Source organism: Klebsiella sp. BIGb0399 (assembly GCF_003752615.1).
Classification (GTDB): Bacteria; Pseudomonadota; Gammaproteobacteria; order Enterobacterales; family Enterobacteriaceae; genus Klebsiella; species Klebsiella lignicola.
In genome coordinates this window covers 270,729-296,932 of the sequence record NZ_RKHT01000006.1, presented here as the reverse complement: position 1 = coordinate 296,932, position 26,204 = coordinate 270,729, and the positions used below count along the sequence as shown (strand labels likewise).

The 26,204-nt window shown below is 55.6% G+C and carries 26 protein-coding genes and 1 tRNA gene; 11 read left to right on the top strand and 16 right to left on the bottom strand.

The features are described 5' to 3' along the window. Positions 1-504 precede the first annotated feature (504 nt). The 7 genes from cadC to EDF82_RS12035 form a co-directional block, all read right to left on the bottom strand. A complete protein-coding gene (gene cadC, locus EDF82_RS12070; protein WP_123756222.1) occupies positions 505-2,052 on the bottom strand; it encodes a lysine decarboxylation/transport transcriptional activator CadC in 1,548 nt (515 codons plus the stop codon). A 242-nt stretch (positions 2,053-2,294) separates the two neighbouring features. Beyond that, a complete protein-coding gene (locus EDF82_RS12065; protein ID WP_123755788.1) occupies positions 2,295-2,921 on the bottom strand; it encodes a CatB-related O-acetyltransferase in 627 nt (208 codons plus the stop codon). 85 nt (positions 2,922-3,006) lie between these two features. Then, positions 3,007-3,927 carry a Kdo(2)-lipid IV(A) acyltransferase gene (locus tag EDF82_RS12060; RefSeq protein WP_123755787.1) on the bottom strand — a complete coding sequence of 307 codons (921 nt, stop codon included), beginning with the start codon at positions 3,925-3,927 and terminating at the stop codon, positions 3,007-3,009. 307 nt (positions 3,928-4,234) lie between these two features. Continuing rightward, positions 4,235-5,644 carry an amino acid permease gene (locus EDF82_RS12050; protein ID WP_123755785.1) on the bottom strand — a complete coding sequence of 470 codons (1,410 nt, stop codon included), beginning with the start codon at positions 5,642-5,644 and terminating at the stop codon, positions 4,235-4,237. Positions 5,645-5,655: 11 nt separating this feature from the next. Further along, positions 5,656-6,849: an amino acid aminotransferase gene (locus EDF82_RS12045; protein WP_123755784.1), complete on the bottom strand. Its 1,194-nt coding sequence runs from the start codon at positions 6,847-6,849 to the stop codon at positions 5,656-5,658. A gap of 55 nt (positions 6,850-6,904) precedes the next feature. Beyond that, positions 6,905-7,276, bottom strand: coding sequence for a RidA family protein (locus EDF82_RS12040; RefSeq protein WP_123755783.1), 372 nt, complete (start codon positions 7,274-7,276; stop codon positions 6,905-6,907). Beyond that, positions 7,264-8,067, bottom strand: coding sequence for an alpha/beta hydrolase (locus EDF82_RS12035; RefSeq protein WP_123755782.1), 804 nt, complete (start codon positions 8,065-8,067; stop codon positions 7,264-7,266). Before EDF82_RS12035 ends, EDF82_RS12040 begins: the two co-directional genes overlap by 13 nt. A 399-nt stretch (positions 8,068-8,466) precedes the next feature. On the opposite strand from EDF82_RS12035, the gene EDF82_RS12030 reads away from it, so the two are divergent. Beyond that, on the top strand, positions 8,467-9,336 hold the full coding sequence (locus tag EDF82_RS12030; protein ID WP_123755781.1) for a GNAT family N-acetyltransferase: 870 nt from the start codon (positions 8,467-8,469) through the stop codon (positions 9,334-9,336). A 56-nt stretch (positions 9,337-9,392) separates the two neighbouring features. On the opposite strand, the gene EDF82_RS25655 is transcribed toward EDF82_RS12030, so the two are convergent. The 3 genes from EDF82_RS25655 to EDF82_RS12020 form a co-directional block, all read right to left on the bottom strand. Next, the gene (locus tag EDF82_RS25655; protein ID WP_217426878.1) at positions 9,393-9,557 is read right to left on the bottom strand and encodes a YnfU family zinc-binding protein; all 165 of its coding nucleotides are present in this window, start codon (positions 9,555-9,557) and stop codon (positions 9,393-9,395) included. A 228-nt stretch (positions 9,558-9,785) separates the two neighbouring features. Continuing rightward, complete coding sequence (locus EDF82_RS12025; RefSeq protein ID WP_123755780.1) at positions 9,786-9,998, bottom strand: hypothetical protein; 213 nt, start codon at positions 9,996-9,998, stop codon at positions 9,786-9,788. A 141-nt stretch (positions 9,999-10,139) separates the two neighbouring features. Beyond that, positions 10,140-11,426 carry a citrate synthase gene (locus EDF82_RS12020; protein WP_123755779.1) on the bottom strand — a complete coding sequence of 429 codons (1,287 nt, stop codon included), beginning with the start codon at positions 11,424-11,426 and terminating at the stop codon, positions 10,140-10,142. A gap of 170 nt (positions 11,427-11,596) precedes the next feature. On the opposite strand from EDF82_RS12020, the gene EDF82_RS12015 reads away from it, so the two are divergent. Then, entirely contained in the window at positions 11,597-11,947 is a 351-nt protein-coding gene (locus EDF82_RS12015) for a DUF1304 domain-containing protein (RefSeq protein ID WP_123755778.1), read from the top strand. Positions 11,948-12,275: 328 nt separating this feature from the next. On the opposite strand, the gene EDF82_RS12010 is transcribed toward EDF82_RS12015, so the two are convergent. Together EDF82_RS12010 and EDF82_RS12005 are read right to left on the bottom strand one after the other, a co-directional pair. Further along, entirely contained in the window at positions 12,276-12,701 is a 426-nt protein-coding gene (locus EDF82_RS12010) for a hypothetical protein (protein ID WP_123755777.1), read from the bottom strand. A gap of 280 nt (positions 12,702-12,981) precedes the next feature. Then, a tRNA-Arg gene (locus EDF82_RS12005) sits at positions 12,982-13,058 on the bottom strand. A gap of 356 nt (positions 13,059-13,414) precedes the next feature. On the opposite strand from EDF82_RS12005, the gene folD reads away from it, so the two are divergent. Beyond that, on the top strand, positions 13,415-14,281 hold the full coding sequence (gene folD, locus EDF82_RS12000; protein ID WP_123755776.1) for a bifunctional methylenetetrahydrofolate dehydrogenase/methenyltetrahydrofolate cyclohydrolase FolD: 867 nt from the start codon (positions 13,415-13,417) through the stop codon (positions 14,279-14,281). A gap of 1 nt (position 14,282) precedes the next feature. Beyond that, a complete protein-coding gene (gene ybcJ / locus EDF82_RS11995) occupies positions 14,283-14,495 on the top strand; it encodes a ribosome-associated protein YbcJ (RefSeq protein ID WP_123755775.1) in 213 nt (70 codons plus the stop codon). A 46-nt stretch (positions 14,496-14,541) separates the two neighbouring features. On the opposite strand, the gene cysS is transcribed toward ybcJ, so the two are convergent. Then, positions 14,542-15,927 (bottom strand): cysteine--tRNA ligase, encoded by a 1,386-nt coding sequence (gene cysS / locus EDF82_RS11990; RefSeq protein WP_123755774.1) that lies wholly within the window; start codon positions 15,925-15,927, stop codon positions 14,542-14,544. Between the two features lie 173 nt (positions 15,928-16,100). Here cysS and ppiB point away from each other — a divergent pair, with 173 nt between their 5' ends. From ppiB to mnmH, 5 genes are all read left to right on the top strand, one after another. Next, positions 16,101-16,595, top strand: coding sequence for a peptidylprolyl isomerase B (gene ppiB / locus EDF82_RS11985; protein WP_123755773.1), 495 nt, complete (start codon positions 16,101-16,103; stop codon positions 16,593-16,595). 3 nt (positions 16,596-16,598) lie between these two features. Continuing rightward, entirely contained in the window at positions 16,599-17,321 is a 723-nt protein-coding gene (gene lpxH / locus EDF82_RS11980; protein WP_123755772.1) for a UDP-2,3-diacylglucosamine diphosphatase, read from the top strand. Positions 17,322-17,440: 119 nt separating this feature from the next. Beyond that, a complete protein-coding gene (purE, locus tag EDF82_RS11975) occupies positions 17,441-17,950 on the top strand; it encodes a 5-(carboxyamino)imidazole ribonucleotide mutase (protein WP_123755771.1) in 510 nt (169 codons plus the stop codon). Continuing rightward, positions 17,947-19,023 (top strand): 5-(carboxyamino)imidazole ribonucleotide synthase, encoded by a 1,077-nt coding sequence (gene purK / locus EDF82_RS11970; RefSeq protein ID WP_123755770.1) that lies wholly within the window; start codon positions 17,947-17,949, stop codon positions 19,021-19,023. Before purE ends, purK begins: the two co-directional genes overlap by 4 nt. A gap of 161 nt (positions 19,024-19,184) precedes the next feature. Then, complete coding sequence (gene mnmH / locus EDF82_RS11965) at positions 19,185-20,261, top strand: tRNA 2-selenouridine(34) synthase MnmH (RefSeq protein ID WP_123755769.1); 1,077 nt, start codon at positions 19,185-19,187, stop codon at positions 20,259-20,261. Positions 20,262-20,312: 51 nt separating this feature from the next. On the opposite strand, the gene EDF82_RS11960 is transcribed toward mnmH, so the two are convergent. The 3 genes from EDF82_RS11960 to ybbA form a co-directional block, all read right to left on the bottom strand. Further along, entirely contained in the window at positions 20,313-21,458 is a 1,146-nt protein-coding gene (locus EDF82_RS11960; RefSeq protein ID WP_123755768.1) for a porin, read from the bottom strand. 181 nt (positions 21,459-21,639) lie between these two features. Continuing rightward, positions 21,640-24,054 (bottom strand): putative ABC transporter permease subunit YbbP, encoded by a 2,415-nt coding sequence (gene ybbP / locus EDF82_RS11955; protein ID WP_123755767.1) that lies wholly within the window; start codon positions 24,052-24,054, stop codon positions 21,640-21,642. Continuing rightward, on the bottom strand, positions 24,051-24,737 hold the full coding sequence (gene ybbA, locus EDF82_RS11950; RefSeq protein WP_123755766.1) for a putative ABC transporter ATP-binding protein YbbA: 687 nt from the start codon (positions 24,735-24,737) through the stop codon (positions 24,051-24,053). The genes ybbP and ybbA overlap by 4 nt, the downstream gene beginning before the upstream one ends. On the opposite strand from ybbA, the gene tesA reads away from it, so the two are divergent. Next, complete coding sequence (gene tesA, locus EDF82_RS11945; RefSeq protein ID WP_187043054.1) at positions 24,708-25,331, top strand: multifunctional acyl-CoA thioesterase I/protease I/lysophospholipase L1; 624 nt, start codon at positions 24,708-24,710, stop codon at positions 25,329-25,331. The genes ybbA and tesA overlap by 30 nt on opposite strands. After that, positions 25,321-26,130: an SDR family oxidoreductase gene (locus EDF82_RS11940; protein ID WP_187042101.1), complete on the top strand. Its 810-nt coding sequence runs from the start codon at positions 25,321-25,323 to the stop codon at positions 26,128-26,130. The genes tesA and EDF82_RS11940 overlap by 11 nt, the downstream gene beginning before the upstream one ends. Positions 26,131-26,204: the final 74 nt, after the last annotated feature.

Genomic DNA, 26,204 nt, shown 5'->3' with positions numbered 1-26,204 from the left:
TCTCCTAAGTTTATTTTGGAGGTACAGATCATGATATAGAACCTTTAATTGACCCGACCAACTGCCAACCAGATTAAGGATTCATAGGTAAAAAGTCCTAAAGATAAAGTGAAATAACTACAAACATCAGACAAATGATATTTTGACATTTTTATGGCAACATATCAGGATGACATGTTGATATCATAAAAAGATAAACATTGATTAAAAACAGTTAGTTAGAGATGGGGTTTGATGTTGGAATTGTGTTATTGGAGGGGATTTTATTGCTCAATAGATATAACAACTCAAGCTCTCAGAAGAAACATAAATTTAACCTCATCATGTTCATAATATTGCGCATGATGAGGGTTTACTTAGAACTTATCCCATTAGACTATTTTATTTGCCATTTTGGCCCTGGGCAGTGCTCACCATCCTCACGTACTTCGTGTACGCTCCGGTGGTTTCGCTCTGTCCGTGTCCAAACTGGCTGCAACAATATTCGCCTTATGGGATATGCTCCTATTCTGCAGAGAGGAAGTTATCGAGATACGGCACGACGCGGGTCACTGAGGTCTGGAATACCGCATTTTCAATCCAGTACAGTGTGTTTTCACCAGGACGTAAATTAAACGCGGTCAGATAGGCATCGGCTGCTTCCCGGTTCTCTCCTTTCATTTCGTAGACTTTGCCTAACAGCACGTAATTCACCCACGACATTTCCAGATCGATCCCGGTATTAATAGCTTCATACGCCTCGTCGACTTTCCCCTGACCTAAGAGATCCACTGTTTTAATTTGATAAAATACCGCCATGTTTTTTATCCCCGGCATCTCGCCGACCCGTGAGATTTCAGCATACAGCGCGTTGAGCTGTTCTTTATTCAACGGTTGCTGCGAATGGCGTAAAACATCAACCAGCGTTTTTTCGGCATAGGCATAACAAAACTCCGGTGAGTCTTTGGTCACATCGTCAAGCAGTGCGCTGGCCTTACCTAATGAATCAACATCGCCGTTCATTAATAGTTGATGTGACTCGTAGAACTGAGTCAGCGCCGTACTGTGCGAGGGCTGATATTGTTTCAGCATCGCCTGCATGCGATCGGACCAGGGCTGCTTAAGCGCTTCCGACAGGCTGCTCAACAGATCGTTTTGAATCGCCAGCTGGTTATCGCTGGTGATGAAATAACGCTTGTCCATCATCATCGAGCCGTCGGCGTTATCGACCATCTGCACGGACATAAAACACTGCTGCGCGCGATAGTGGCGCTGGTTCACGAACTCAATGGTCAACGATTTGCCCGAACTGCTGGGCTCGTTGATGTTGTAGTCGGTTTTGTCATGCACCATAAACGTCGAGAAGGTGTTGAGCGAGGTCGCCACCAGGCTGCCTAAGCCCACCGCATAGGCGTGCTGCGACGCCCAGTTAGTACAGGAGCCGCCTTTCAGCAGGTGAATATCGATATCACGCGGGTTCAGCAGCAGGCGGGCTTTGGTCACCGGCGGTCGCGACTCCATCGTCGACAGCGCGACCAACGCCACGCAGGTCCCGAGAGCCAGCAGGAACAGGATCCAGACGCCAAAGGTGGTGATGCGTCGGCGTTTTTCTGATTTAACCGGCGTCGGCTGACTGTGCAGCCCCTCGTCAGAGAGTACGGGCGCAGCAGGTTCACTCGCCACAGCCGTGGCGGCAGCGGCGGTGGCGGTCGGCGGAGAGATAACCGGCGCGGGGGCTTCCCCTTCTTCCGTACACCAGATCACCGGTACAGTGAGCTTATAGCCGCGCTTGGGTACCGTCGCAATATATTCGGGGCTACTATCATCCCCATCTTTCAGCGACTTACGGAGCTCAGAAATGCTTTGTGTTACGACGTGGCTGGTCACCACGTTACGGGTCCAGACATTATCAATGAGCTCGTCCCGGCTGAGAACTTCATCAGGATGGCGAGCAAAAAAGACCAAAAGATCGATTAAACGCGGTTCAAGAGTAAGCTGACGCCCCTTCCGGCTAATTTGGTTATCGGAGGGGGTAACCAGCCATTCTCCCACGCGAACAACAGGTTGTTGCATAAAAAAGCGCCCAAAACGAAGAGGGAAAGGCGCGATGATAGCACATTTCCCATACCTAATAATGATAGGGGTCATTACCTTGAACGCGTTATATCAATCTACAATTATTTAACTTATCCAGTTTTTATACCCAGACATCGCAATCAATAACCGATTAACTCCTGTTTATTTTATCAAGAAACCGTTCAGAATTACCGATCGATACCGCCGCGGAAGCGCCGTTATAGCACCAGAAGGTGCGGTTATCGATACTGTGCCACCGCGCGTTCCAGCGCGCCAATGTCCGGGCTGGATAACAGCGGTTGAAGCTGCAGTAACGTCTCTTCGGGTAATTCATAGAGTCGGAGCTTCAACAGTCGCGCGATATCCGCTTCAGGAAAACGCCGCTTAATCTCGCAGGCCGGGTTGCCCCCCACCACCGTATAAGGCGGGACATCTTTAGTCACCACCGCCCCCGCGGCCACCACCGCCCCTTCGCCAATCGTGATGCCCGGCATAATCATCGCCCGCATGCCAATCCAGCAGCCATCTTTCAGCACGGTATCGCCGCGAGGCTGATAGGCCTCTTTGACGGAAGCCGTAAACGGATAGAAGCTGATCCAGTCGAGCCGGTGGGTACTGTTGCCGCCCATCAGGATGACCGCTTCCGCGGCGATGCAGACAAAATTGCCGATAATGAGCTTATCGACGTGGCCTAGCGGCCCCCACTCCTCGCTGGCACTATCGTCATGCAGATGACGCACGACGCAACGTTCAAAGCCCCGATCCCAAAAATCGCTGTAGTAGCTATGGGTGCCATGAATAATTATATTCGGGTTCTTGACCGTCTTGTGCAGGCGTTCGGTTATCGCCCAGTGTTTGTCTGCCATCGTGGCATTCCTTCTTGCTTTTTATATGATGACTGCATGCAGGTGAATCATCATAAGCTAAAAGATTCGACGCCGGAACAACCACTTAATAGCGTGAAGGGACACCATCAGGGCAGGTTTTAAAACGCCGATGAAGCCACATATATTGCTCTGGCGCCATCAGGATGCACTGCTCAATAATTTTATTCATCCAGCTGGCCGTGCTTTCTGCGCTCTCAAGCGGCGGGGTAGATTCTGGCGTCAACGAGATCAATTCATAACCACCACCATTAGGTTTGCGGCGCGGAACAAAAGGGACGATCGCCGCTTTAGACATTTTAGCCAGAATCCAGGTGCCGGTCGTGGTGGCCGCCTGCTCGACGCCAAAAAATGGCGCGAACACGCTGCTTTCCGGGCCATAGTCATGGTCCGGCGCGTACCACAGGATCTCCCCCTCTTTCAGAACCCGCACCATCCCTTTCAGGTTTTTGCGATCCAGCATGGTCTTATTTGAGCGTAACCGCCCGCGGGTCTGTAACCAGTCAAGCACCGGGTTATCGTTGGGACGGTATACGCCAACGCCCGGCGTATGCATGCCGAACATCCGCGCCCCCAGCTCGAGGGTCAAGAAATGCACGCCGATCAGCAACACCCCCTGCTTTTGTTGCTGCAGGTTAATCACTTCTTCGACGCCGCTGGTCTCGGTCCAGCGTGCAATGCGGCTGGCAGGCCAGAACCACGCCATGCCCGTTTCCATCAGCCCCATCCCCAGGGATTCAAAATTTTGCCGCACCATCTCATGGCGCTGAGCGGCGCTCATCTCAGGAAAGCACAGCTCGAAATTGCGCTCGGCAATATTGACGCGACGCTTCATAAAGCGCATCGCCAGGCGCCCCATCGCCGTGCCCAGGCGGTAGATGAGCGGATAAGGCAGCTGCACCGCCAGCCATAGCAGACCCGCCCCCAGCCATATCAGCCAGTATTTTGGGCGAAAAAAAGAGAGTGAAAATTGCGGTAAAGGCGACATGGCATTCCTGCTTATTCAATATAAGGAAGACGACAACATGGCATGGCGCACGCGGGGTATCCCACAGCGGAGGCGGTTTTATTTAATCGATGGCAATATTGTCGTCGCGAATAATAATAAAATTATATCGCTGAACCGGGCGCAGGATACTCTGTTGTGTGTAACAAATTTATTATTAATTAAATTATTCAGTCATTCGTGAAATAGCATATCGCCAGTCCACATAAAAATATCTTTTTTATTATCTATGGTTGTCATTCAACAACGTGAACATCCGCTCGCCCCCTTACGGAGGCGAACGGCGAATTTACTGCACCCGATCCGCATCGGCCGTGGGCAGGCTCGTCAGGACCATCCGCGAACGGTGGCTATAGTAATAGATCCCGATCAGCAGCACGGTAAACGGAATGCCGAACCACAGCGTCATGCGGAAGAAATCGGTGAACGCCGTGGAGATCAGCAGCGCCAGCATCAGACAGGCTCCCAGCAGCGGAGTCCAGGGATAGCCCCACAGCCGAAACTTCAACGCCGTTTGCCGATGCTGACGACGGAAGAACAGATGGGTAATAAAGATCATCAGCCAGGTGAAACAGGCGCCATAGACCGAAATGGACATCATGGCGGCAAACGCCTGCTGCGGGTAGAGCACGCTCAGCACGATGGAGATCATGATCCCGACGCACGAGATAGCCAGCGCGTTCACCGGGATCCCACGCGCGCTGATCCGCCCAAATCCGGCCGGTGCCTGGCGGGCCCGCGACAATGAGAACATCATGCGGGTGGTGATATACAGCTGGCTGTTCATCGCCGAGAGCGCCGCAATCAGGACAATAAAGTTAAAAATACCGCCGGCATACGGCAGATGAATCACGTTCATCGCTACCAGGAAGGGGCTTTCGCTGGTGCCGGACTGACGCCACGGCACAATCGCCAGCATCAGCGCGATCGACAGCATATAGAAGATAAACAAGCGCAGGATGGTCCCTTTAAACGCCGACTTCACCGCCACTACCGGGTTTTTCGCCTCGCCAGCCGCCACGGCGATCATTTCGATGCTGAGATAGCTGAAGATAGCGACAATGGTCGCAAACCACATGCCGCTCACCCCAAACGGCATAAACCCACCGCTGGCGGTAAAATTGTGCAGGCCGTAGGTCGGGTTAGCCGAGAAAGCGAGGATCCCCAGGCCAATCAGGATAAACGCCACGATCGCCAGCACCTTGACCGTCGAGAGCGCATACTCCACCTGACCGAACCATTTCACACCGATGACATTAATCACGATAACCACGGCAGAGAACAACAGCACCCACGGCCAGACCGGCGTATCCGGGAACCAGAACTGCATATACATCCCGATCGCGGTAACTTCGGTCCCCACCGCCAGCACCACGCAGGACCAGTAGGAGTAACGCACCAGAAATCCGCACAGCGGGCTCAGGTAAAACTCGGCATAGTCACCGAAGGAGCCTGGGGTCGGATGCTCTGAGGTCATTTCCGCCAGACAGCCCATCAGCAGCAGCGCAATCACGCCGCCAATCAGGTAGCTCAACAACACCGACGGCCCGGCCATTTGAATCGCATAGGCGCTGCCGAGGAACAGCCCGGTGCCAATCGCACCGCCAATCGCCAGCATCGACATCTGCCCGGCGGTCAGCTGCTTCTGCAGCCCGTCCTGGCGCTGCGCAATCTCATCAAAACGCTTACGATCTTTCATCGGTTCCTGCCTTAGCGACGGGCGGTGGTGACATCGAGGATCGCGGCGGTGACGTAATCAATATTGTCACCATTAAGGCCGGGCAGACACATCCGCCCTGGGGCCACCAGATAAATGGAATAGCGCTCACGCAGTTCGCTGACCTGGCGTTCGTTGAGGCCGGTATAGCTGAACATGCCGCGCTGATCGCGGATGCGCCGGTAGTCCAGCGCAGAGGCACCCTGCTCCAGCCCGGCGGACAGACGCTGGCGCATCTGCTGGATCCGCTCGCGCATGGTGGTGAGCTCCGCCTGCCACTGCTGACACAGTTGCGTATCGGCTAATATCGTTTCAACAATGCGGCTACCGTGGGTCGGTGGGCAGGAGTAGCTCCGGCGGATCAGGGTTTTGAGCGCCCCCTGCACATTTGCAGCTTCGCTGGCGCTGGCGCAGCGAACCGTCAGTCCCCCGACTCGCTGGCCGTACAGGGCAATGTTTTTCGAAAACGAGTTGGCGACGATAAAATCCAGATCGCTCTCCAGCGCCAGCCTCAGCGCATAGCAGTCCTCCTCCAGCCCGGCGCCAAAGCCCTGATAGGCGATATCGAAGAATGGCAACAGCCGCTGCGTCTGCATCATAGTCAGCAGGGTCTGCCACTGGCCGGGGTTCAGGTCGGTGCCGGTCGGGTTATGGCAGCACGGATGTAACAGCACCGCCGTCCCGGCGGGCAACGCCTGCAAGGCCGCCAGCATCTCGGCAAAGCGCAATTCGCCGCTCTGGTTGTCGAAATAGGGGTAATGGTTGACCTGAAGCCCCGCGCCGGAAAAAATGGCCTGATGGTTGGCCCAGGTCGGGTCGGAAACCCAAATCTCTTTCCGTTGTAAAAAATGCACGAGCAGGTCTGCCGCCAGCTTCAATGCCCCCGAACCGCCCACGGTTTGTACCGTCGCCAGCGCGTGCTGCGCAGCGCCTGGCCCCAACAACAACGTCTGGATCTGGCTGGCAAAGCGCGCACTGCCTTCAATCGGCGGGTAACCGTGCGGCTGCTGCAAAGCAAGCAGTCGCTGCTCTGCCTGCTGAACGGCCCCCATCAGCGGAATCGCCCCGCGCTCGTCGTAATATAAGCCAATGCCTAAATTCACTTTTCGCGGATGGCGGTCCTGCAAATACGCCTCCATCAGCGACATAATAGGATCGGGAGTCGATAGTTTAATTTCTGAGAACATAGGTATCCTTAGCCATAATTAATTATGGCCAGCAGGTGAATATTTATTGTTGTTTTCAGGCCGTCGCGCTGACGGTGATCTCTATTTTCATGCCGGGCACCACTAATTTATCCACAATAACCGTAGAACGGTTCGGATAAGGTGCATTGAAATAACGCCGATAAATATCATCCAGCATTGCCACATCATTAACATCGGTAAGATAAATAATGACCTGTAATACATTATCGCTATGACTCCCGGCCGCCTGAAGCGTGCGGGCGAGATTATCAAAGGTCAATGTGATCTGCTTTTCCGCCGCGCCGGTTTCGATGGTGCCATCGGTGCGGACCGGGCCGTGTGCAGTAAAAAGCATCCCGCCACCGCGCGTCGCCCAGGAAAAGGGCTGGCCGATATCCGGCAGGTCGGTCTGAATTACGTCTCGCATAAAGGCTTCCTGTAATTGCAAAGTACGCTAAAAAGTGCGCCATCAGTGGCAAACAGCGCATCAAGGATGGAGTAGTGATTGGCATTCTCTATTGCCATTTTCCCGATCGACCTTCCCTGCTGGCACAGCTGTTGGGCATAGTATTCACTCTGTGCTATCAGCTCTGGTCGCTCGCGACTCCCGTAAAACAGCGTCAGCGGCGCGGCCTGTGCCGGCACATGGCGCAGAGGGCTAAGCTCGCGCACTTCCTGCGCCGTCAGCTGTAATTGGTGATTCACCGCGGTGGTCAGCAGCGGTTCGAGTTCAAAAATTCCGCTGATCGCCAGCACCGCCTCCACGCCCGGATGTGCCTGCCAGCAGGCTGCCAGATGCCCACCGGCAGAGTGACCGCTGAGATACACCGGGCCAGCCACGCCCGGCTGGCGAGCAATGGCATCCAGCGCCGCGCCAATTTGATGGTGGATCATCGTCAACGTGGCCTGCGGCGCTAACGAATATTCCGCCAGCATCACATCGAAACCCAGCGCCAGCGGGCCGGTGGTAATAAAGGCAAAATCCTCTTTATTACAGGATTGCCAGTAGCCACCGTGGATAAATACAATGGTTCCCGCTTTCTCTTTCGGAGAAATAAACCAGTCAATACGCTCCCGCGCCTTTTCACCATAAGAAAAAGTCATGATATTTTCGCAACGTTGATAAGCCAACTGACTCCGCCGCTGAAAGTCAGCCAGTATTTCCGCTTCATTATCTACGGTGGTGCTGTTGTCATAACTTCCGACGCTGAGTTTCATATATTAAACTTTGTTTATTATTTAAGATGTGGCTTAACTATTAGCAATGAGAAAATTTATTGTCAAGCGTGGTTAAAGTGGAATGCGTGAAGGTTAATAGAATTTAATTTTTCGCCTGAATAAGTTTTACCAGTGAAACTTTTCCCGGGTGATTAGGCCATTGAGAGGGGACTGATGAGGTGTCACCATTCACTTTTCGCCACCGACATCTTGCTGTTGACCTCCTCCACGCCATCGTACTGTGACCGAGTCAACGTCCTGAGACACCGCTAAGGGTGTCCCGATTGTGCAAACACCGGGAAACGTCCATACTCAACAGCTTAAATGAGCCATTATTTTGATATTAATTTGGCCGTAGCAATGTCGGGTCTTAAAATATATAGAATGGGATGCAGACCAATGAAATATAAATTAGTTAAGCAGCTTGTCCATGATGATGTCTTAAGAAACAGCTTCATTAACTTAGCCATTAAGACCTTTGATCTCTCTTTTAAGGCATGGTACAAGCAAGGCTACTGGACTGAATCCTATATTCCTTATGCTTTCGTCGACAATAATAATAAAGTCATTGCCAATGCCTCCGCCAATATCATTGACCTGCAGTGGCAAGGCCAGCCCAGGCGCTATATTCAGATTGGCACCGTCATGACCGCCATCGACCATCGGGAAAAAGGATTAGCCAGCCAGTTAATAAACCAGATTCTGGCGGACTGGCAGGACCGCGTCGACGGGATTTTTCTGTTTGCCAACTCCACCACCGTTGATTTTTATCCAAGATTTGGGTTTGAGCGCACGGATGAATACCAGTACACCCTGCCGGTTATGCCGACCGCCGGGGATTTTCACAAGCTCGATATGGATAACGCGGGCGATGTTGAACTTCTTAAATCTTACTACCAGAAATCCAATCCGTTTTCTCAACTCACCGCGCACAATAACTTCGGGTTGTTGATGTTTTATTGTTCAGCGTTTATGAAACACTGCATCTATTACTCGGAGAAAAATAAAGCCGTGGCGATAGCGATGCAGAGCGAACATGCGCTGCTGTGCTTTGATATTTTCTGTGACAGTACGAGTTCGATGTCCACCATCGTGAATGAACTGGCCTCGGATCAGACCCGGCAGGTTATTTTAGGTTTTACCCCGAAGGAAGACCGGGCGGGTGAATATGACAAGATAGAGATCGATGATTTTCTGTTCATCTATTCAGCAAAAGAGAATATTTTCAAAGACCGTAAACTGATGTTCCCCACCCTCGCGCACGCCTGAGCGCCATTCAGCCATTCATGCTGCCCGGGCGGCGTGAACGGCCGGGCGTCAATCCGTCAGGGCGTGACCACGAATAACGATTTACAACGTGGGCACATCAAGGCGGCACCGTTTTTAACCTTGCTGAGCGGATGCCGTGATTTATGTCGGCATTCCGGACATCTTACCGTCGTCCCTGCAGAGGAACGAAAACGCTTCACTGCGTTATCAAAGAATGACATAGACCTTACCCGCTGATTGAGTGTGGTTTATCATAGCACTGGCTGATTAAAAAACACACAACCCATACTGCCGATGGCGCAGCGAAACAGGGAGAAAAAATCAGGAGATGGTGAGGATGGCGGAAACAAGACGCGTACCATCTCCGATCGAAAGGCGTTTTTGCGGGGTCATGCCATACGCCGGTCGCACAACGGCGACCGTTATCTTTTCAATATCAATGTATTATATCAGTGCCTATACAAGGTGCCGTCACTGTGTCCAGATCCAATCCGGCCTGCTTCAATTAAAATTTCATCGATAACGTCTTCAAGGCATGCTGAACCATGGTTCTCACAAATCCGATGAACCTGGGTCAATATTTCCTCCTGGGACATCTCTCCGCGCAGCGCCGACATCAGCATCACCGATGCCCAGCGCCGAACTTCCGGGTGCGTAATCATGCGATTTACCTCCAACCGACCATCTACCACTATAAATTATAGGCGCTATGATGCCGTTCATCACCGCGATGCACGATAATTCCCTTGCGGCCCTGGCGCCAGCCTCACCGGCGCCAGGACTGTGGCAAACGCGTACCGACGCTATTTTTGCGCGCGGCGCGAGACGTAGTCCCGGGGGGCTTCCCCGGTGTAAATCTGCCGCGGACGGTAGATATTCAACGGCGCTTCGTGCATTTCGTTCCAGTGCGCAACCCAGCCCAGAGTGCGCCCGACGGCGGTAATGACCACAAACATCGAAGAAGGCAGCCCCATCGCTTTCAGGATCACCGCGGTGTAGAAATCGACGCTCGGCGACAGGCCGTTCTCAATAAAGTACGGATCGGTCAGCGCCACCTCTTCAAGGGCCATCGCCACCTGCAACAGCTGATCGGACATTCCCAGCTCCGCCAGCACCCGATGGCAGGTTTCACGCAGGATCGCGGCCCGCGGATCGAGATGTTTGTAACGTGAATTACCAAAGCCCAGGCGACGGAAGGCTTGCGGGTCCCGTTTCGCTTTGCTCATGAACGCCGGCACCTGGTCCACGCTCTCGATAGCGTCCAGCATCTGCATGCTCGCCTCGTTGGCGCCGCCGTGCATCGGCCCCCACATGGAGGCCAGACCGGCCGCCACGCAGGCAAACAGGTTAGCTCCGGAGGAACCCGCCGCCCGTACCGTGGTGGTGGAAGCACACTGCCCGTGATCAGCATGGAGGACCAGAATCTGGTTCATCGCCTGCTCAATCACCGGATTCACAACGTATTTTTCCGCCGGGATCGCAAACAGCATATGCAGGAAATTCCCGGCGTACGCCAGGTCGTTCCTCGGGTAGACCGCCGGCTGTTCGATAGAAAACTTATAGCTCATTGCCGCGATGGTCGGCATTTTGGACAGCAAGCGGGTGGCAGCCAGTGCGCGATGGTCCGGATTTTCGACGTCCAGCACATCATGGTAGAACGCCGCCAGCGCCCCCACCATGGCGCACATCAGCGCCATCGGATGGGCATCGCGGCGAAATCCGCTGCACATTTTCGACATCTGCTCATGGACCAGCGTATGACGGGTAATTTTCTCCCGGAAGGCTTGATAGTTCGCCTCATCCGGCGCCTCCCCTTGCAGCATAATACAGGCGACCTCAATGAAGTCGCACTGCCGGGCCAGCTGATCGACCGGATAACCCCGGTGCAGCAGGATGCTGTTTTCGGTATCAATATAGGAAATGGCCGACTCACACCCGGCGGTATTGCTAAAGCCGGGGTCGAAGCTGCACATTCCTGACGATGCAAGCGCCCGGGCATCGAGACCTACCTGCCCCAGCGTTCCGGACACCGTATTCAGGGGGATGGACTGCTGCCCATCCAAAGAAAGTGTTACTGGCGTAGTCCCCATCTTTTCAATTCCCCCTCTGCAGCATATCGTGAGCACCCTGAAGCCATTCTTCAGGCCGAATTTCCAACATAGCCAGAGTGCTGCGGCTATTCTTTGATATAAACGGTTAAAAGCGTGATAAAAAGCGGGTTTTAGCCAATCAATATGATCATCACTGAGTAAGGATCGCCGTGTTAGCCGATACGCTTATTTTTATCGTCGCCGCCATTCATATCTACATCCTGATTCTCGAGATGTTTTTATGGCAGAGCAAAATGGGCCGCAAGGCCTTCAACCTCAGCGCCGACTTTGCCCGCGATACCCGGGTGATGGCCGCCAATCAGGGGCTGTACAACGGTTTTTTAGCCGCCGGATTGTTGTGGGGATTGTGGGGCGCAGAGCAGGGTCTGGAGTTTAAGGTTTTCTTTCTGATCTGCGTGATTGTCGCCGGGATCTTCGGTGCCGCGACCGCCAGTCGGAAAATACTGTATGTGCAGGCGCTGCCTGCGGTGGCAGCGCTGATTGCGCTGTGCGTTCGCTAGCCTGGTGCAAGATCGGCGTGCTAAAGAATGCCTAATTCAATCAATGCCGCGAAAGCAAGCAGGATGAACAGAATAACGGAAAGAGGTGTGTTCATATGTTGCCTCCCTGGCACGACCATTCTTATTTTTATCATGAGCATGATCTTTCCGTAATTCGTTGAGATAGTTCACAAAAAATTTGATTTAAGCTTATCATCTTACGGAAAACAGCGGTCAGGCGGGCAACAGCTAACACAAGGAGAGTAAACAATACGATTTATGGATGATAACTGCCGCGAACAGCCAGAGAAAAACCGCCCGCAGGCGGTTTAATAACCAGAAGGTGAGCCTATTTTGCGTAGCCTAAAAACTGCCCCTCTTTCATCACCGCCACTTTGCCGGTCGTATAGGCAATGATGGTGTACAGCCCCTGGGAATAGGTCGTCGCTTTTGCATTCACCTCATCCTGCGCGGCAGGCTTGCCGTCCACCGTCAGGATGCCCGTCGCGTCACGCTTAATCGTCATTCCGTCATAGTGCTTTGTAAACGCGACAGATTTTTTGGCTGCCTGCGCTTTCTGTGGATACATGGCCTGGGCATTTTCTAAGGCCTGTTTTTCCGCCGCGTTCATGATCGCGGCCTGGCGATTCTGTTCTGCGATATAGCACGCATCCCGGCTAACCCCCTTCGCCTCACAATTTGCCATCCGGGAGGCTTCACTTGAGCAACCGGCCAGCGCCGACACCATTGATGCAATAACGATTAACTTTTTCATGCAACCCTCATTAACGTGTTTTCAGTTGTGGACGTCGGCTCTGATGGCCTGTTAATCCGCGAGCGAATATCCGCGATCTGAAAAAGGCAGACGTTGATGTAAGTCATGCCACAGAGGGGGTTTCATTAAGATTTTTCTGCAACATCGATGGTTGTTATCAGGGTTGGTTGTTGAGGATGCAGATCGGGGAAATTGCGGTGATGTTTGATGTTAACGACACAACTACGACACAAGGAGAAAAGCTGGATGGGGAAATATTAGCAATAACATTGAGATTAAATGGTACGCCCTACAGGGTTCGAACCTGTGACCTACGGCTTAGAAGGCCGTTGCTCTATCCAGCTGAGCTAAGGGCGCATTAAAATGCGGGGGTTTCGTGGAGTGAAACCGCCTGGAATTATACGGTCAACGCTCGGTGAGTCAATGCCTTTTGCCATCATACTGCCGCGATAACGCTAACTTGCCTGGATATACTGCAAAGGTTGGTCAAAGTTCAGCCAACGCCGATTTTCAGCACTTCTTCGCCATTTTCGACAATAAACCGTCAAAACAGGCCATTTATCGGCCAAATACCCCTGATAAAAAGAGTGTCTTTAGCCTTCTGTTCTGTCAAAGAGGGATAAAATCTTAAACGAGGACTGACAGCGGGGCTGGCTTCTGACAAAATATCCGCATCCCCCTTTCGTTACGATACAGATGGAATCCTCTCTCTGATGGCAGCAAAAATTATTGACGGTAAAACGATTGCGCAGCAGGTACGCTCTGAGGTTGCGGAAAAAGTGAAGGCTCGCACCGCGGCCGGAAAACGCGCCCCAGGGTTAGCCGTCGTGCTGGTCGGCAGCAACCCGGCATCGCAGATTTATGTCGGTAGCAAGCGCAAAGCGTGTGAAGAAGTGGGTTTTATCTCCCGCTCATACGATCTCCCGGAAACCACCAGCGAGGCGGAATTACTGGAGCTTATTGATACCCTGAATGCCGACAACACCATCGACGGTATTCTGGTCCAGCTGCCGCTGCCTGCGGGCATCGACAACGTCAAAGTGCTGGAGCGCATTGCCCCGGACAAAGACGTCGACGGTTTCCACCCTTACAACGTCGGTCGTCTGTGCCAGCGCGCTCCGCGTCTGCGCCCGTGCACGCCGCGCGGCATCGTTACCCTGCTTGAGCGTTACAACATCGACACCTACGGCCTGAACGCCGTGGTTATCGGGGCGTCAAACATCGTGGGTCGTCCGATGAGCATGGAGCTGCTGCTGGCGGGCTGCACCACCACCGTCACCCACCGTTTTACCAAAAACCTGCGCCAGCACGTCGAAAATGCCGACCTGCTGATCGTCGCCGTTGGTAAACCAGGCTTTATTCCGGGTGAGTGGATCAAAGAAGGCGCTATCGTTGTTGACGTCGGTATCAACCGTCTGGAAAGCGGCAAAGTGGTCGGGGACGTGGTCTTCGAAGACGCCGCAGAGCGCGCCTCTTACATTACCCCAGTGCCTGGCGGCGTCGGCCCGATGACCGTTGCAACACTCATTCAGAACACGCTGCAGGCGTGCGAAGAATATCACGACATACAGGAGGCCTGAGATGGCAAACTTTTCTCTGGGCAAACACCCACACGTTGAACTGTGCGATTTACTGAAGCTGGAAGGCTGGAGTGAAAGCGGCGCGCAGGCAAAAATTTCCATTGCCGAAGGTCTGGTGAAAGTAGATGGTGCGGTAGAAACCCGCAAACGCTGCAAAATCGTCGCCGGCCAGACGGTGAGTTTTGAAGGCCAGAGCGTGACCGTAACCGCCTGAACCTGAAAAATAAAAATGCCCGGCTTGCCGGGCATTTTTTTAGCGCTTACTTACGGCGCCAGGTGGTACCCTGTGGGCCATCTTCCAGCACGATCCCCATCTCGTTCAGACGATCGCGCGCCGCATCCGCCGCCGCCCAGTCTTTCGCTTTACGCGCATCCAGACGCTGCTGGATCAGCTGTTCGATTTCCGCCACTTCACCGTCGTCAGCCTGAGCGCCGCTTTGCAGGAACAGATCTGGCTCCTGCTCCAGCAGCCCCAGCACGCCGGAGAGCTTGCGCATATGCGCGGCCAGGGCGTTCGCCGCCGCGGCATCTTCCGTCTTCAGGCGGTTCACTTCACGCGCCATATCAAACAACACGGAGTAGGCTTCCGGGGTGTTGAAATCGTCATCCATCGCCTCGATAAAGCGCGCTTCAAAGGCTTCGCCGCCGCTGGCTGCGACCGACGGGTCGGTTCCACGCAGCGCGGTGTACAGACGCTCCAGCGCCGAACGTGCCTGCTTGAGGTTCTCTTCGCTGTAGTTCAGCTGGCTACGATAGTGGCCGGACATCAGGAAGTAGCGAATGGTCTCGGCGTCGTAATACTTCAGCACATCACGCACGGTGAAGAAGTTACCCAGCGATTTTGACATTTTCTCGCGGTCAACCATCACCATCCCGGAGTGCATCCAGTAGTTAACGTACTCGCCGTCATGCGCGCAGGTCGACTGGGCGATTTCGTTCTCGTGGTGCGGGAACATCAGATCCGAACCGCCGCCGTGGATATCAAAATGGTTACCCAACTGCTTGCAGTTCATCGCCGAACATTCGATGTGCCAGCCCGGACGACCGTTGCCCCACGGGGAAGGCCAGCTCGGCTCGCCCTCTTTCGACATTTTCCACAGAACGAAGTCCATCGGGTTGCGCTTCACGTCAACCACATCAACGCGGGCACCGGCCTGCAGCTGGTCGAGGTCCTGGCGTGACAGCTGGCCGTAGTTCGGATCGGTCGGGACCGAGAACATCACGTCGCCGTTGTCCGCCACATAGGCATGGTCACGGGCAATCAGTTGCTCGGTGATCTCAATGATCTCGGGGATATGATGGGTGGCGCGCGGTTCAACATCCGGACGCAGAATATTGAGCGCATCGAAATCCTTGTGCATTTCAGCAATCATGCGATCGACCAGCGCCACAAAGCTTTCGCCATTCTCATTAGCGCGCTTAATGATTTTGTCGTCGATATCGGTAATGTTGCGCACGTACTTCAGCTGATAGCCAAGAAAACGCAAATAACGCGCCACGACGTCAAAAGAGACGAAAGTACGGCCATGACCAATATGACAGAGATCGTAAACGGTAATTCCACACACGTACATGCCCACTTCCCCGGCATGGATAGGTTTAAACTCTTCTTTTTGGCGCGTCAGTGTATTAAAAATTTTTAACATCGAAGATTCCGTGTAGACGTGTGTGGATATAAGTCGCGTATTCTAACCTTAATTCAACCCCGAAGCAGCACACAATGCAAGGTGATCGAACCCTGCGGTTATGCTATAACAGCCCCCTATGTCATGCCCAATTACGGGCTTAAGCACCACAATCACCGGAACAGGATGCAAAAATGGTTACTTTCCACACTAATCATGGCGATATCGTAATCAAGACCTTTGACGACAAAGCGCCGGAAACAGTTAAAAACTTCCTGGACTACTGCCGCGAAGGTTTCTACAACAACACCATTTTCCACCGTGTTATCAACGGTTTCATGATCCAGGGCGGCGGCTTTGAGCCGGGCATGGAGCAGAAAAACACCAAGTCCCCGATCCAGAACGAAGCCAACAACGGTCTGAAAAACACCCGTGGTACTCTGGCAATGGCCCGTACTCAGGCGCCGCACTCCGCTACGGCACAGTTCTTTATCAACGTGGCTGATAACGACTTCCTGAACTTCTCTGGTGAAAACCTGCAGGGTTGGGGCTACTGCGTATTTGCCGAAGTGGTTGAAGGCATGGACGTAGTCGACAAAATCAAAGCAGTTGCGACCGGTCGCAGCGGCATGCATCAGGATGTGCCGAAAGAAGATGTTGTGATCAAAAGCGTCACCGTTAGCGAATAATTCGTGGCGACACTTTTTATTGCGGATTTGCATCTGCAAACAGAAGAACCGGCGATCACCGCCGGTTTTCTACGCTTTTTAGCCGGTGAAGCCCGCAAGGCGGATGCGCTGTATATTCTTGGCGATCTGTTTGAAGCCTGGATCGGCGATGACGACCCCAACCCGCTGCATCAGGAGATCGCTGAAGCGATCAATGCCTTAACCCAGTCCGGGGTGCCCTGCTACTTTATTCACGGCAATCGCGATTTTCTCGTCGGCCAGCGCTTCGCGCGCGCCTGCGGCATGACGCTGCTGGATGAAGAAGAGGTGCTTGACCTCTACGGTCGTCAGGTCCTGATTATGCATGGCGACACACTGTGCACCGACGATGCCGGCTACCTGGCGTTCCGTGCCAAAGTGCATACGCCGTGGATCCAGCGACTGTTTCTGGCCCTGCCGCTGTTTATTCGTCGTCGCATCGCCGCCAGAATGCGCGCCGACAGCAAAGCCGCCAACAGCAGCAAATCGCTGGAGATAATGGACGTTAACCCGCAGGCCGTGGTCGATACCCTGCAGCGCCATCGGGTACAGTGGCTGATTCACGGGCATACTCACCGCCCGGCGATCCATACGTTAGATGCCAACGGCCAGCCGGCGTTTCGCGTTGTCCTCGGCGCCTGGCACAGCGAAGGCTCGATGGTCAAAGTCACTCAAGACGACGTCGAACTGATCCCGTTCCCGTTTTAATTTCCGCCGCATTTTCACCGCTTCTCAGGTGACGCAACCGTTTTCCTTACCGAAAGATCATGTTATTCTCTGTGGCCTCTAAAGCAGTGTGAAGCACACCCACAGGAGTTTTAAGACGCATGTCTTCCCGCAATAATTCGGCGCGTATCGCCATCGTGATGGGGTCCAAAAGCGACTGGGCTACCATGCAGTTTACCGCAGAAATCCTTGATGCCCTGAACGTTCCGTACCATGTTGAAGTGGTCTCCGCACACCGGACGCCCGATAAACTGTTCAGCTTCGCCGAAGGCGCGGAAAGCAACGGCTATCAGGTGATTATTGCCGGAGCGGGCGGCGCGGCGCATCTGCCGGGCATGATTGCGGCGAAAACCCTGGTGCCGGTATTAGGCGTCCCGGTACAGAGCGCGGCGTTAAGCGGCGTCGACAGCCTCTACTCTATTGTTCAGATGCCGCGCGGGATCCCGGTTGGTACGCTTGCCATCGGCAAAGCCGGTGCTGCCAATGCCGCCCTGCTGGCCGCGCAGATTCTGGCACAGCACGATGCGGAGCTGCATCAGCACCTGAGCGCCTGGCGCCAGGCCCAGACCGATGAAGTCCTCGAAAACCCAGACCCGCGGGGTGCGGCATGAAGCAGGTTTGCATCCTCGGCAACGGTCAGTTAGGGCGCATGCTGCGCCAGGCCGGTGAGCCGCTGGGTATCGCCGTCTGGCCGGTCGGCCTCGAAGCCGACCCTGAAGCGGTGCCGTTTCAGCAGAGCGTGATCACCGCTGAAATCGAACGCTGGCCGGAAACGGCGCTGACCCGCGAGCTGGCACGCCACCCGGCGTTTGTTAACCGCGACGTCTTCCCGATCATCGCCGACCGTCTGACGCAAAAACAGCTGTTTGATAAGCTGGGGCTGGCCACCGCACCGTGGCAACTGCTGGCGGATAAAAATGAATGGCCGGCGGTATTTGCGCGTCTTGGCGAACTGGCTATTGTGAAACGTCGCGTCGGCGGTTACGACGGACGTGGGCAATGGCGCCTGCGTGCAGACGACATCGCGCAGCTGCCGGACGAAAACTACGGTGAATGCATCGTTGAACAGGGCATCAACTTTTCTGGCGAAGTGTCGCTGGTGGGCGCCCGCGCTCACGATGGCAGCACGGTGTTTTACCCGCTGACCCGCAACCTGCATCAGGATGGCATTCTGCGCACCAGCGTGGCCTTCCCGCAGGCGAATGCCCGCCAGCAGGACCAGGCGGAAAGTATGCTCACCGCCATCATGAACGAACTGAACTACGTGGGTGTGATGGCGATGGAATGCTTTGTCACCGCCGAAGGCCTGCTGATTAACGAGCTGGCGCCGCGCGTGCACAACAGCGGCCACTGGACGCAGAACGGCGCGTCTATCAGCCAGTTCGAGCTGCATCTTCGGGCTATTACCGACCTGCCGCTGCCGCCGCCGGTGGTGAACAGCCCTTCAGTGATGATCAACCTGATCGGGACCGAGCTGAACTACGACTGGCTGAAGCTGCCGCTGGTACATCTGCACTGGTACGACAAAGAAGTGCGTCCGGGCCGCAAAGTCGGGCACCTGAACCTGACCGACAGCGACACCGATCGCCTGAGCGCCACCCTGGAAGCCCTGAAACCGATCCTGCCGCCGGAGTATGCAAGCGGCATCTTCTGGGCGCAGTCTCAGCTCACCTCGCTCTCCTGAGCCGTTCGGGCGGCTAATGCAGGCTACGCCTCTGCCGCCCGGATGATAACGGCTATTTGCCGGGGAATTGATCTTCACCCTTCCCCGGCATGCCATCTGGCGCGTAGAATCCCCTCCTTGCTTTAAAAATGCTTTCAGTTTTGACTTCAAAAGGATGACCCATGAAAAATGGGACGGATTACCGCGCCATTCTCACGGCGGATACGCCACTCATTGACGTCCGCGCCCCGGTAGAGTTCCAGCAAAGCGCGCTGCCTGCGGCGCTTAACCTGCCGCTGATGAACGACGAAGAACGCGCCGCCGTCGGCACCTGCTATAAACGTCAGGGGGCGGATGCCGCGCTGGCGCTGGGCCATCAGTTGGTTCATGGCGAGATTCGGGAAAGCCGCCTCGCCGCCTGGCGTGAAGCCTGCTTGCGTTATCCGCAAGGCTATCTGTGCTGCGCCCGCGGCGGCCAGCGCTCGCACATCGTGCAGCAATGGTTGCGCGACGCCGGGATTGACTACCCGCTGATTGTCGGCGGCTACAAAGCGCTGCGCCAGGCCGCGATCCAGTCCACCGAAGAACTGGTCCAGCGCCCGATCGTGTTGATCGGCGGCTGCACCGGCAACGGCAAGACCCAGCTGGTTTGCTCCCGGCCCGACGGCATCGACCTCGAAGGCCTCGCCCATCATCGCGGTTCATCCTTCGGCCGTACCCTGCGCAAGCAGTACGCTCAGGCCACCTTTGAAAATCACCTGGCCGTCGAGATGCTGAAAAAGGCCGAACAGCATCGTCGGTGGGTGCTGGAAGATGAAGGCCATATGATTGGTGCCAACCATCTGCCGGAGTGTATGCGTAACCGGATGGCGCAATCGCCGCTGGCGGTAGTGGAAGACCCGTTTGATATCCGCCTGGAGCGCCTGCGGGAAGAGTATTTTGACCGTATGCACCGTGACTTTATGGCGGCATATGGAGAGGAGCAAGGCTGGCAGGAATACAGTGAATATCTGCATCACGGTCTGTTTGCCATTCGCCGCCGCCTGGGGCTGCAGCGTTTTGCCCAGCTTACCGCCCTGCTCGACGGGGCGCTGGCGGAGCAGTTACGCAGCGCCAGCACCGACGCCCATTTCGCCTGGCTGGTTCCGCTGCTGAACGAGTATTACGATCCGATGTATCGCTATCAGCTGAGTAAAAAAGCGAGCAACATTATCTTCCGCGGCAGCTGGCACGAGGTCGCCGCCTGGCTGGATAACTAGCATAAACCGGCATCCCGGCTGAGCGCAGCGCCAGCCGGGATAGAGGGTGACTTAGAAGTCGTAGCGTAGACGCACCAGGTTCATATCTCCCAGGTTGTCGGTGCTGGACGTAAAGACGTGTTCGTAATCGACGCGGAAGCCATAATCCAGCTGGACGCTGATCCCCAGACCGTTATCAATGCGCTGATAGTTGCGGCCGTTGACGTATTCCAGGCGGTCACCCATAAAGTACGGCTGAATGGTTTTCACCGCGTACTGACCAACCGGAATGGTATAACCGGCGAAATACTCAATCCCCCAGGCATCCCCGGCGAAATAATCATAAACGTCGGTTTTCTTGGTGGTCATAAAGTTCTGATACCAGCCGCCGCCGAAGGAGAAGGTCCAGTTATCCGGTTTCCAGCTCAGCGCGGTACCGAGGATATTCTGGTCATAGGTTTTGTTGTCCGAGGTTGACGGGTCACGCATCTCGGCGCGAGTGTAGTTCCACGCGGTACCCCAGGTCAGGTCCTTGGTGATGTGATAATCCACGCCCACCGAACCGCCGCCTTTACGCTTATAGCGCAGGCCATTTCCCGGCAGATATTCATTATCTTCAAACAGATAAGAGGCATAGAGATCGACATCGCCCGCGCTTTTCTTGTACTTCAGCATATTGCGCGAACGGTAGGAGCCATCGTAATCGCCGTTGATCCCGTTCCCCGGCGCCTGGGCCACCATGTCGTAATCCCAGATATCGGTTTTCGCCCCAACCACATCATAATAAATGCTGTTTTGCTGGCCGTAGGTTAAGGTCCCCCAGGTATCGCTCTTCAGCCCGGTATAGAGCATACGGCGTGAGGTGTCATTGGCGCCTTCCGCGTAGTGGTTATCCCAGTCAAACAGCGCCGGAATATTCACCCCCAGCTCGTAATAGCTGATCCAGCTAATATCATCAAACAGATAGTAGTCAGCAGCGAAGCGAAAACGTGTCCCGCCATCAAAGCCGTTTCGTTTATAGGATCCCTTGTCACCGTCGCCAGACATCATGTTGAACTGCGGACGAATACTACCGCCGACGGTAAAGTTCAGGCGGCTCAGCGGATCGCCGGCCTGCGGGTCCTGCTTCAGCAGCGTAATTTCGGCCTGGGATGCAAAAGAAGTTAACGCCAGTGTTGCGCCGATCGTTATCGCCAGCGTTTTTATTTTATGTGCCATGCTTTTTCCTTGAGTAATAAGCAACCTTATAGTTTCAAGCTGAATATTAACCGCGAATTGGCATGACGTGTTGTCGGGTTTTTAATGTTTAGTGCTGTTAAAAATCAGTCACTTATCATTTTATGCCCTTAAAAAAAATGCGCCAGCATTTCTGCCGGCGCATCATCAAACTGTCACGAAATTAGTGGCTGAACTGGCGGAACAACGCCTTGCCTTTTAACAGGCGTAAGCCCAGCCAGCCGCCGCACAGCGAGAGCAGGAAGGCCCCGCACAGCGGCAGCATTACCCACAGCCGCCAGTCAGGGGTCCACGGGAAATCAAACACCTTCGTTTGCAACATCGCCAGCGCGACCTCCGCGCCGATGGCGGCGACAATTCCGGAGACCACCCCCAGCAACGCGAACTCCGCCCATAAGGTGGTTCGCAGCAGGGTTTTCCCGGCCCCCAACGTCCGCCAGACCACCAGCTCCTGATAGCGCTGGCGCAGGCCCACCTGCACCTGTGCCAGCAGCAACAGAATGCCGCAGGCGGTAACCAGCACCACCATCACCTCCAGCGCCCGGCTGACCTGAGTCAGCACCTGGCCCACCTGACGCAAAATAGCGCCAATATCCAGCAGGCTGACGGTCGGGAATTCGCGGTTAAGCTGGGTCAACAGCGTCGTGCCGTTATCCCAACGAAAGCTGGTCAGCCAGCTCTGCGGTTGACCATCGAGCGCTGCGGGCGGGAAAATAAAGAAGAAGTTTGGCCGCAGGCTCTCCCAGTCCACCTTCCGCACGCTGGTTACCCTGGCGCTGAAATCCTGGGTATCGCCGGTAAAGGTCACGCTGTCGCCGAGCTTCACGCCCAGCCGCTGCGCCAGCCCCTCTTCAATCGACACTTCCCCGGCTTTTGGCGGCCAGGTACCGGCCACCAGTGGGTTATGGTCCGGCCGCTCGCTGCGCCAGGTGAGATTCAGCTCGCGGTTCAGCGCTTCGTCTTTATTGCCCTCTGCCGACTGACCGTTAATTTGCGTGAGGCGGGCGCGTACAATCGGATAAAACTCGGTGGCCGTCACATGATGTCCGGCAAGGAACGCTTTCACCGGGTAGACCTGCTCCGGCGCGATGTTGATCAGGAAGTAGTTAGGGCTTTCCGGCGGCAGCTGCTGCTGCCAGCGATCCAGTAGATCGCCGCGCAGCACCAGCAGCAGCGCTAATAACATAAACGACAGCGAGAACGCCGCCAGCTGGCTCAGGGTCGACCACGGCTGGCGCAGCAGACGGTTCACCGCCAGGCGTAACGGCAGCGCCTTCAACGTTACCCGCTTCAGCAGCCACAGCAGCCCCCAGCCCAGCAGGCCGCACAGCAGCGCCAGCACCACCGCTCCCGCCAGAACCGCCCACAGCAACGGACTGCCGCCCATTAGCCACGCCAGCAGGATCACCACAATCACGCAGACCAGCGGAATATAGCGCTTCAGCGGCCAGACGTTGGCGACCACATCCTGGCGCAATACTCGCAGCGGCAGGGTGGCCAGCAGCAGCCGATACGGGCGCAGCCCCACCAGCAGCGAAATCACCACCATCGCGCCGATGGCCCACAGCCACGGCCAGCCGCTGGCCGGCGGCAGTGCAGCCGGCAGTACTGGTTTTAGCATCACCAGCAAGATTTGCTCCAGCCCTACCCCCAGCGCACCGCCGGTAATCACCGCCAGCGCCAGCAGCATCAGCCACTGGCCGACGATCAGCTTACGCAGCTGCGCTCGCCCGGCGCCAAGGGTTTTGAGGATCGCCACCAGGTCGTAACGGCTGCGGCAGTAGTGGCTCATGGCCACCGCCACCGCGGCAATCGCCAGCAGCAACGTCAGCAGTGCCGACAGCAGCAAAAATTGCTGCGAGCGCTCCAGCGATTTGCCTAAAGCGCTGTCATCCTGTTCGAGGCCAATCCAGCGGTGTTCCGGCCCCAGTTTTGGCAGCAGCCACTGTTCGTAATCCGCCAGCTGCGGCGCGCTCCCGGCAAACTTATAGCGCCACGAGACGCGACTGCCGGGCTGCACGGCCCCGGTTTTCGCCACGTCGGCGGTATTCATCATCAGCCGGGGAGCCATCTGGAAGGGGTTAAACCCGGCATCCGGCTCCTGAATGACCTCGCCGGCAATCCGCAGCGTGGCGTCACCCACATCGATGGTATCGCCGGTTTTGAGATTCAGCAGCGCCATCAGACGCGGCGCCAGCAGCACGCTGCCGGCCTGCGGTTTCAGGCCCGCCGGCTGGGTATCCAGCTTGCCGTAAAGCGGATAGGTATCGTCCACCGCCTTCACATCTGCCAGCTGCGGCGTGTTGCCGGCAAAGGTCATGGTGGCGAAATTGAGCTGCTCGCCGACGGTCAGGCCGATCCGACGCGCCTCGTCAATCCATGCTGCGGGCACTTCACGTGAACTACGTAGCGTGCGGTCCCCGGCCATAAATTCGCGGCTTTGCTGACTGAGCCCCTTTTCCATCCTGTCGCTTATCGACCCCAGCGCCAGCACGCAAGCCACCGCCAGGCTTAACGCCAGCCAGACGATCAGCAGCGAAGGCGAACGCCATTCGCGCCAGAACCAGCGGGCAATCATGCTTCCTCCTGTAACTGGCCATCCACCAGCCGCAGGCGTCGATCGCAACGGGCCGCCAGCAGCGGATCGTGGGTCACCAGGATAAGCGTGGTGCCGTGTTCGCGATTGAGGGAGAACAGCAGATCGGCAATTTTGTCGCCGGTATGGCGGTCAAGGTTACCGGTCGGTTCGTCGGCAAACAGCAGGGCCGGGCGACCGTTAAAGGCACGGGCCAGCGCGACCCGCTGCTGCTCGCCACCAGAGAGCTGCGCCGGAAGATGGTGAAGGCGTTTGCCCAGCCCCAACTGCTCCAGCAACGCCTGGGCGCTGCCCCGGCTCTGGTTGTCGGTCTCACCGCGCAGCAGTGCCGGCAGTTCAACGTTTTCGAGGGCGTTAAGGGTTGGGATCAGCATAAACGATTGGAAGACAAAGCCGACATGCTTCGCGCGCAGGCGCGCCCTCGCCTCTTCATCCATAGTATGCAGCGGCTGCCCCAATAAGGAGACTTCACCGCTGCTGCCATCGTCCAGCCCGGCAAGAATGGCCAGCAGCGTTGATTTACCGGAACCCGACTCGCCAATCAGGGCGATGGTCTGCGCCGGTTTGACAACCAGCTCAACTCCGGTAAGGATGGAAAGCTGATGCTCTCCCTGACCGACGGACTTCTTAAGATGATGAACTTCAAGTATGTTTTCCGCTGGCATTTGCCTTTCCTGTTTTTGATTTTTTTTGTCTGCCGCGCCACGGCGGCAGAGAAGCTATTAGTGCTTGGCGATAGCCTTAGCGCTGGCTATCGGATGGCGGCCACCGCCGCATGGCCTGCGCTGCTCAATGACAAGTGGCAGGACAAAACGCCGGTGATCAACGCCAGCATCAGCGGCGACACGTCGCAGCAAGGGCTGGCAAGACTGCCCGCGCTGCTCAAACAGCATCAACCACGCTGGGTGCTGGTCGAACTAGGCGGCAACGACGGATTGCGCGGTTTCCCGCCGCAGCAAACCGAGCAAACTTTGCGTACCGTTATCCAGGATATCAAAGCCGCCAACGCCCGGCCGCTGCTGATGCAAATTCGCCTGCCCGCGAACTATGGCCGTCGGTATAATGAAGCCTTTGGCGCTATCTATCCGGCCCTGGCCAAAGAGTTTGATATTCCTCTGCTGCCCTTTTTTATGGAGGAGGTCTATCTGAAACCACAATGGATGCAGGATGACGGGATCCACCCTAATCGTGATGCCCAGCCTTTTATTGCCGACTGGATGGCAACCCGGTTGGCTCCCTTAGTTAATCATGACTCCTGATCCTCAGGCGTCGCTTGCAGGTAAAGTTATGCAAAAATCGGTTTTAGTTACCGGCTGTTCCAGCGGTATTGGTCTTGAAAGCGCGCTCGATTTAAAACGTCAGGGCTTTAACGTGCTGGCCGCCTGCCGCAAAGCGGAAGACGTGGCGCACATGCAGACCCTCGGGCTGACCGGTGTGCTGCTGGACCTCGACGATCCCCAGAGCGTGGAGCGCGCCGCCGAAGAGGTCATCGCCCTGACCAACAACCGTCTGTACGGCCTGTTTAACAACGCCGGATACGGGGTATATGGCCCGCTCGCCACCATCAGCCGTCAGCAGATGGAAGCGCAGTTTTCCGCCAACTTTTTTGGTGCCCATCAGCTGACGATGCTGCTGCTGCCGGCCATGGAGCCACACGGCGAGGGGCGCATTGTTATGACTTCCTCGGTGATGGGGATCATCTCCAGCCCCGGTCGCGGTGCCTACGCGGCCAGCAAATATGCGCTGGAAGCCTGGTCCGATGCGCTACGCATGGAACTGCGCTACAGCGGCATTAAGGTCAGCCTGATTGAGCCCGGCCCCATCAGCACCCGTTTTACCACGAACGTGAACCAGACCCAACGCGACAAGCCGGTGGAAAACCCGGGTATCGCCGCACGCTTTACCCTCGGCCCGGAAGCGGTAGTGGAAAAAGTGCGCCATGCTTTCACCAGCGAGAGACCAAAATTGCGCTACCCGGTCACCATGGTGACCCACGCGGTGACGCTGCTTAAGCGTCTGCTGCCCACGCGGATGATGGACAAAATTATTCAGGGCTGAGTTGAAGCTCCGGCTGCCGCCCCCATGTATATACCCAAAATAATTCGAGTTGCTTGTAGGCGGCAAAGCCGTAA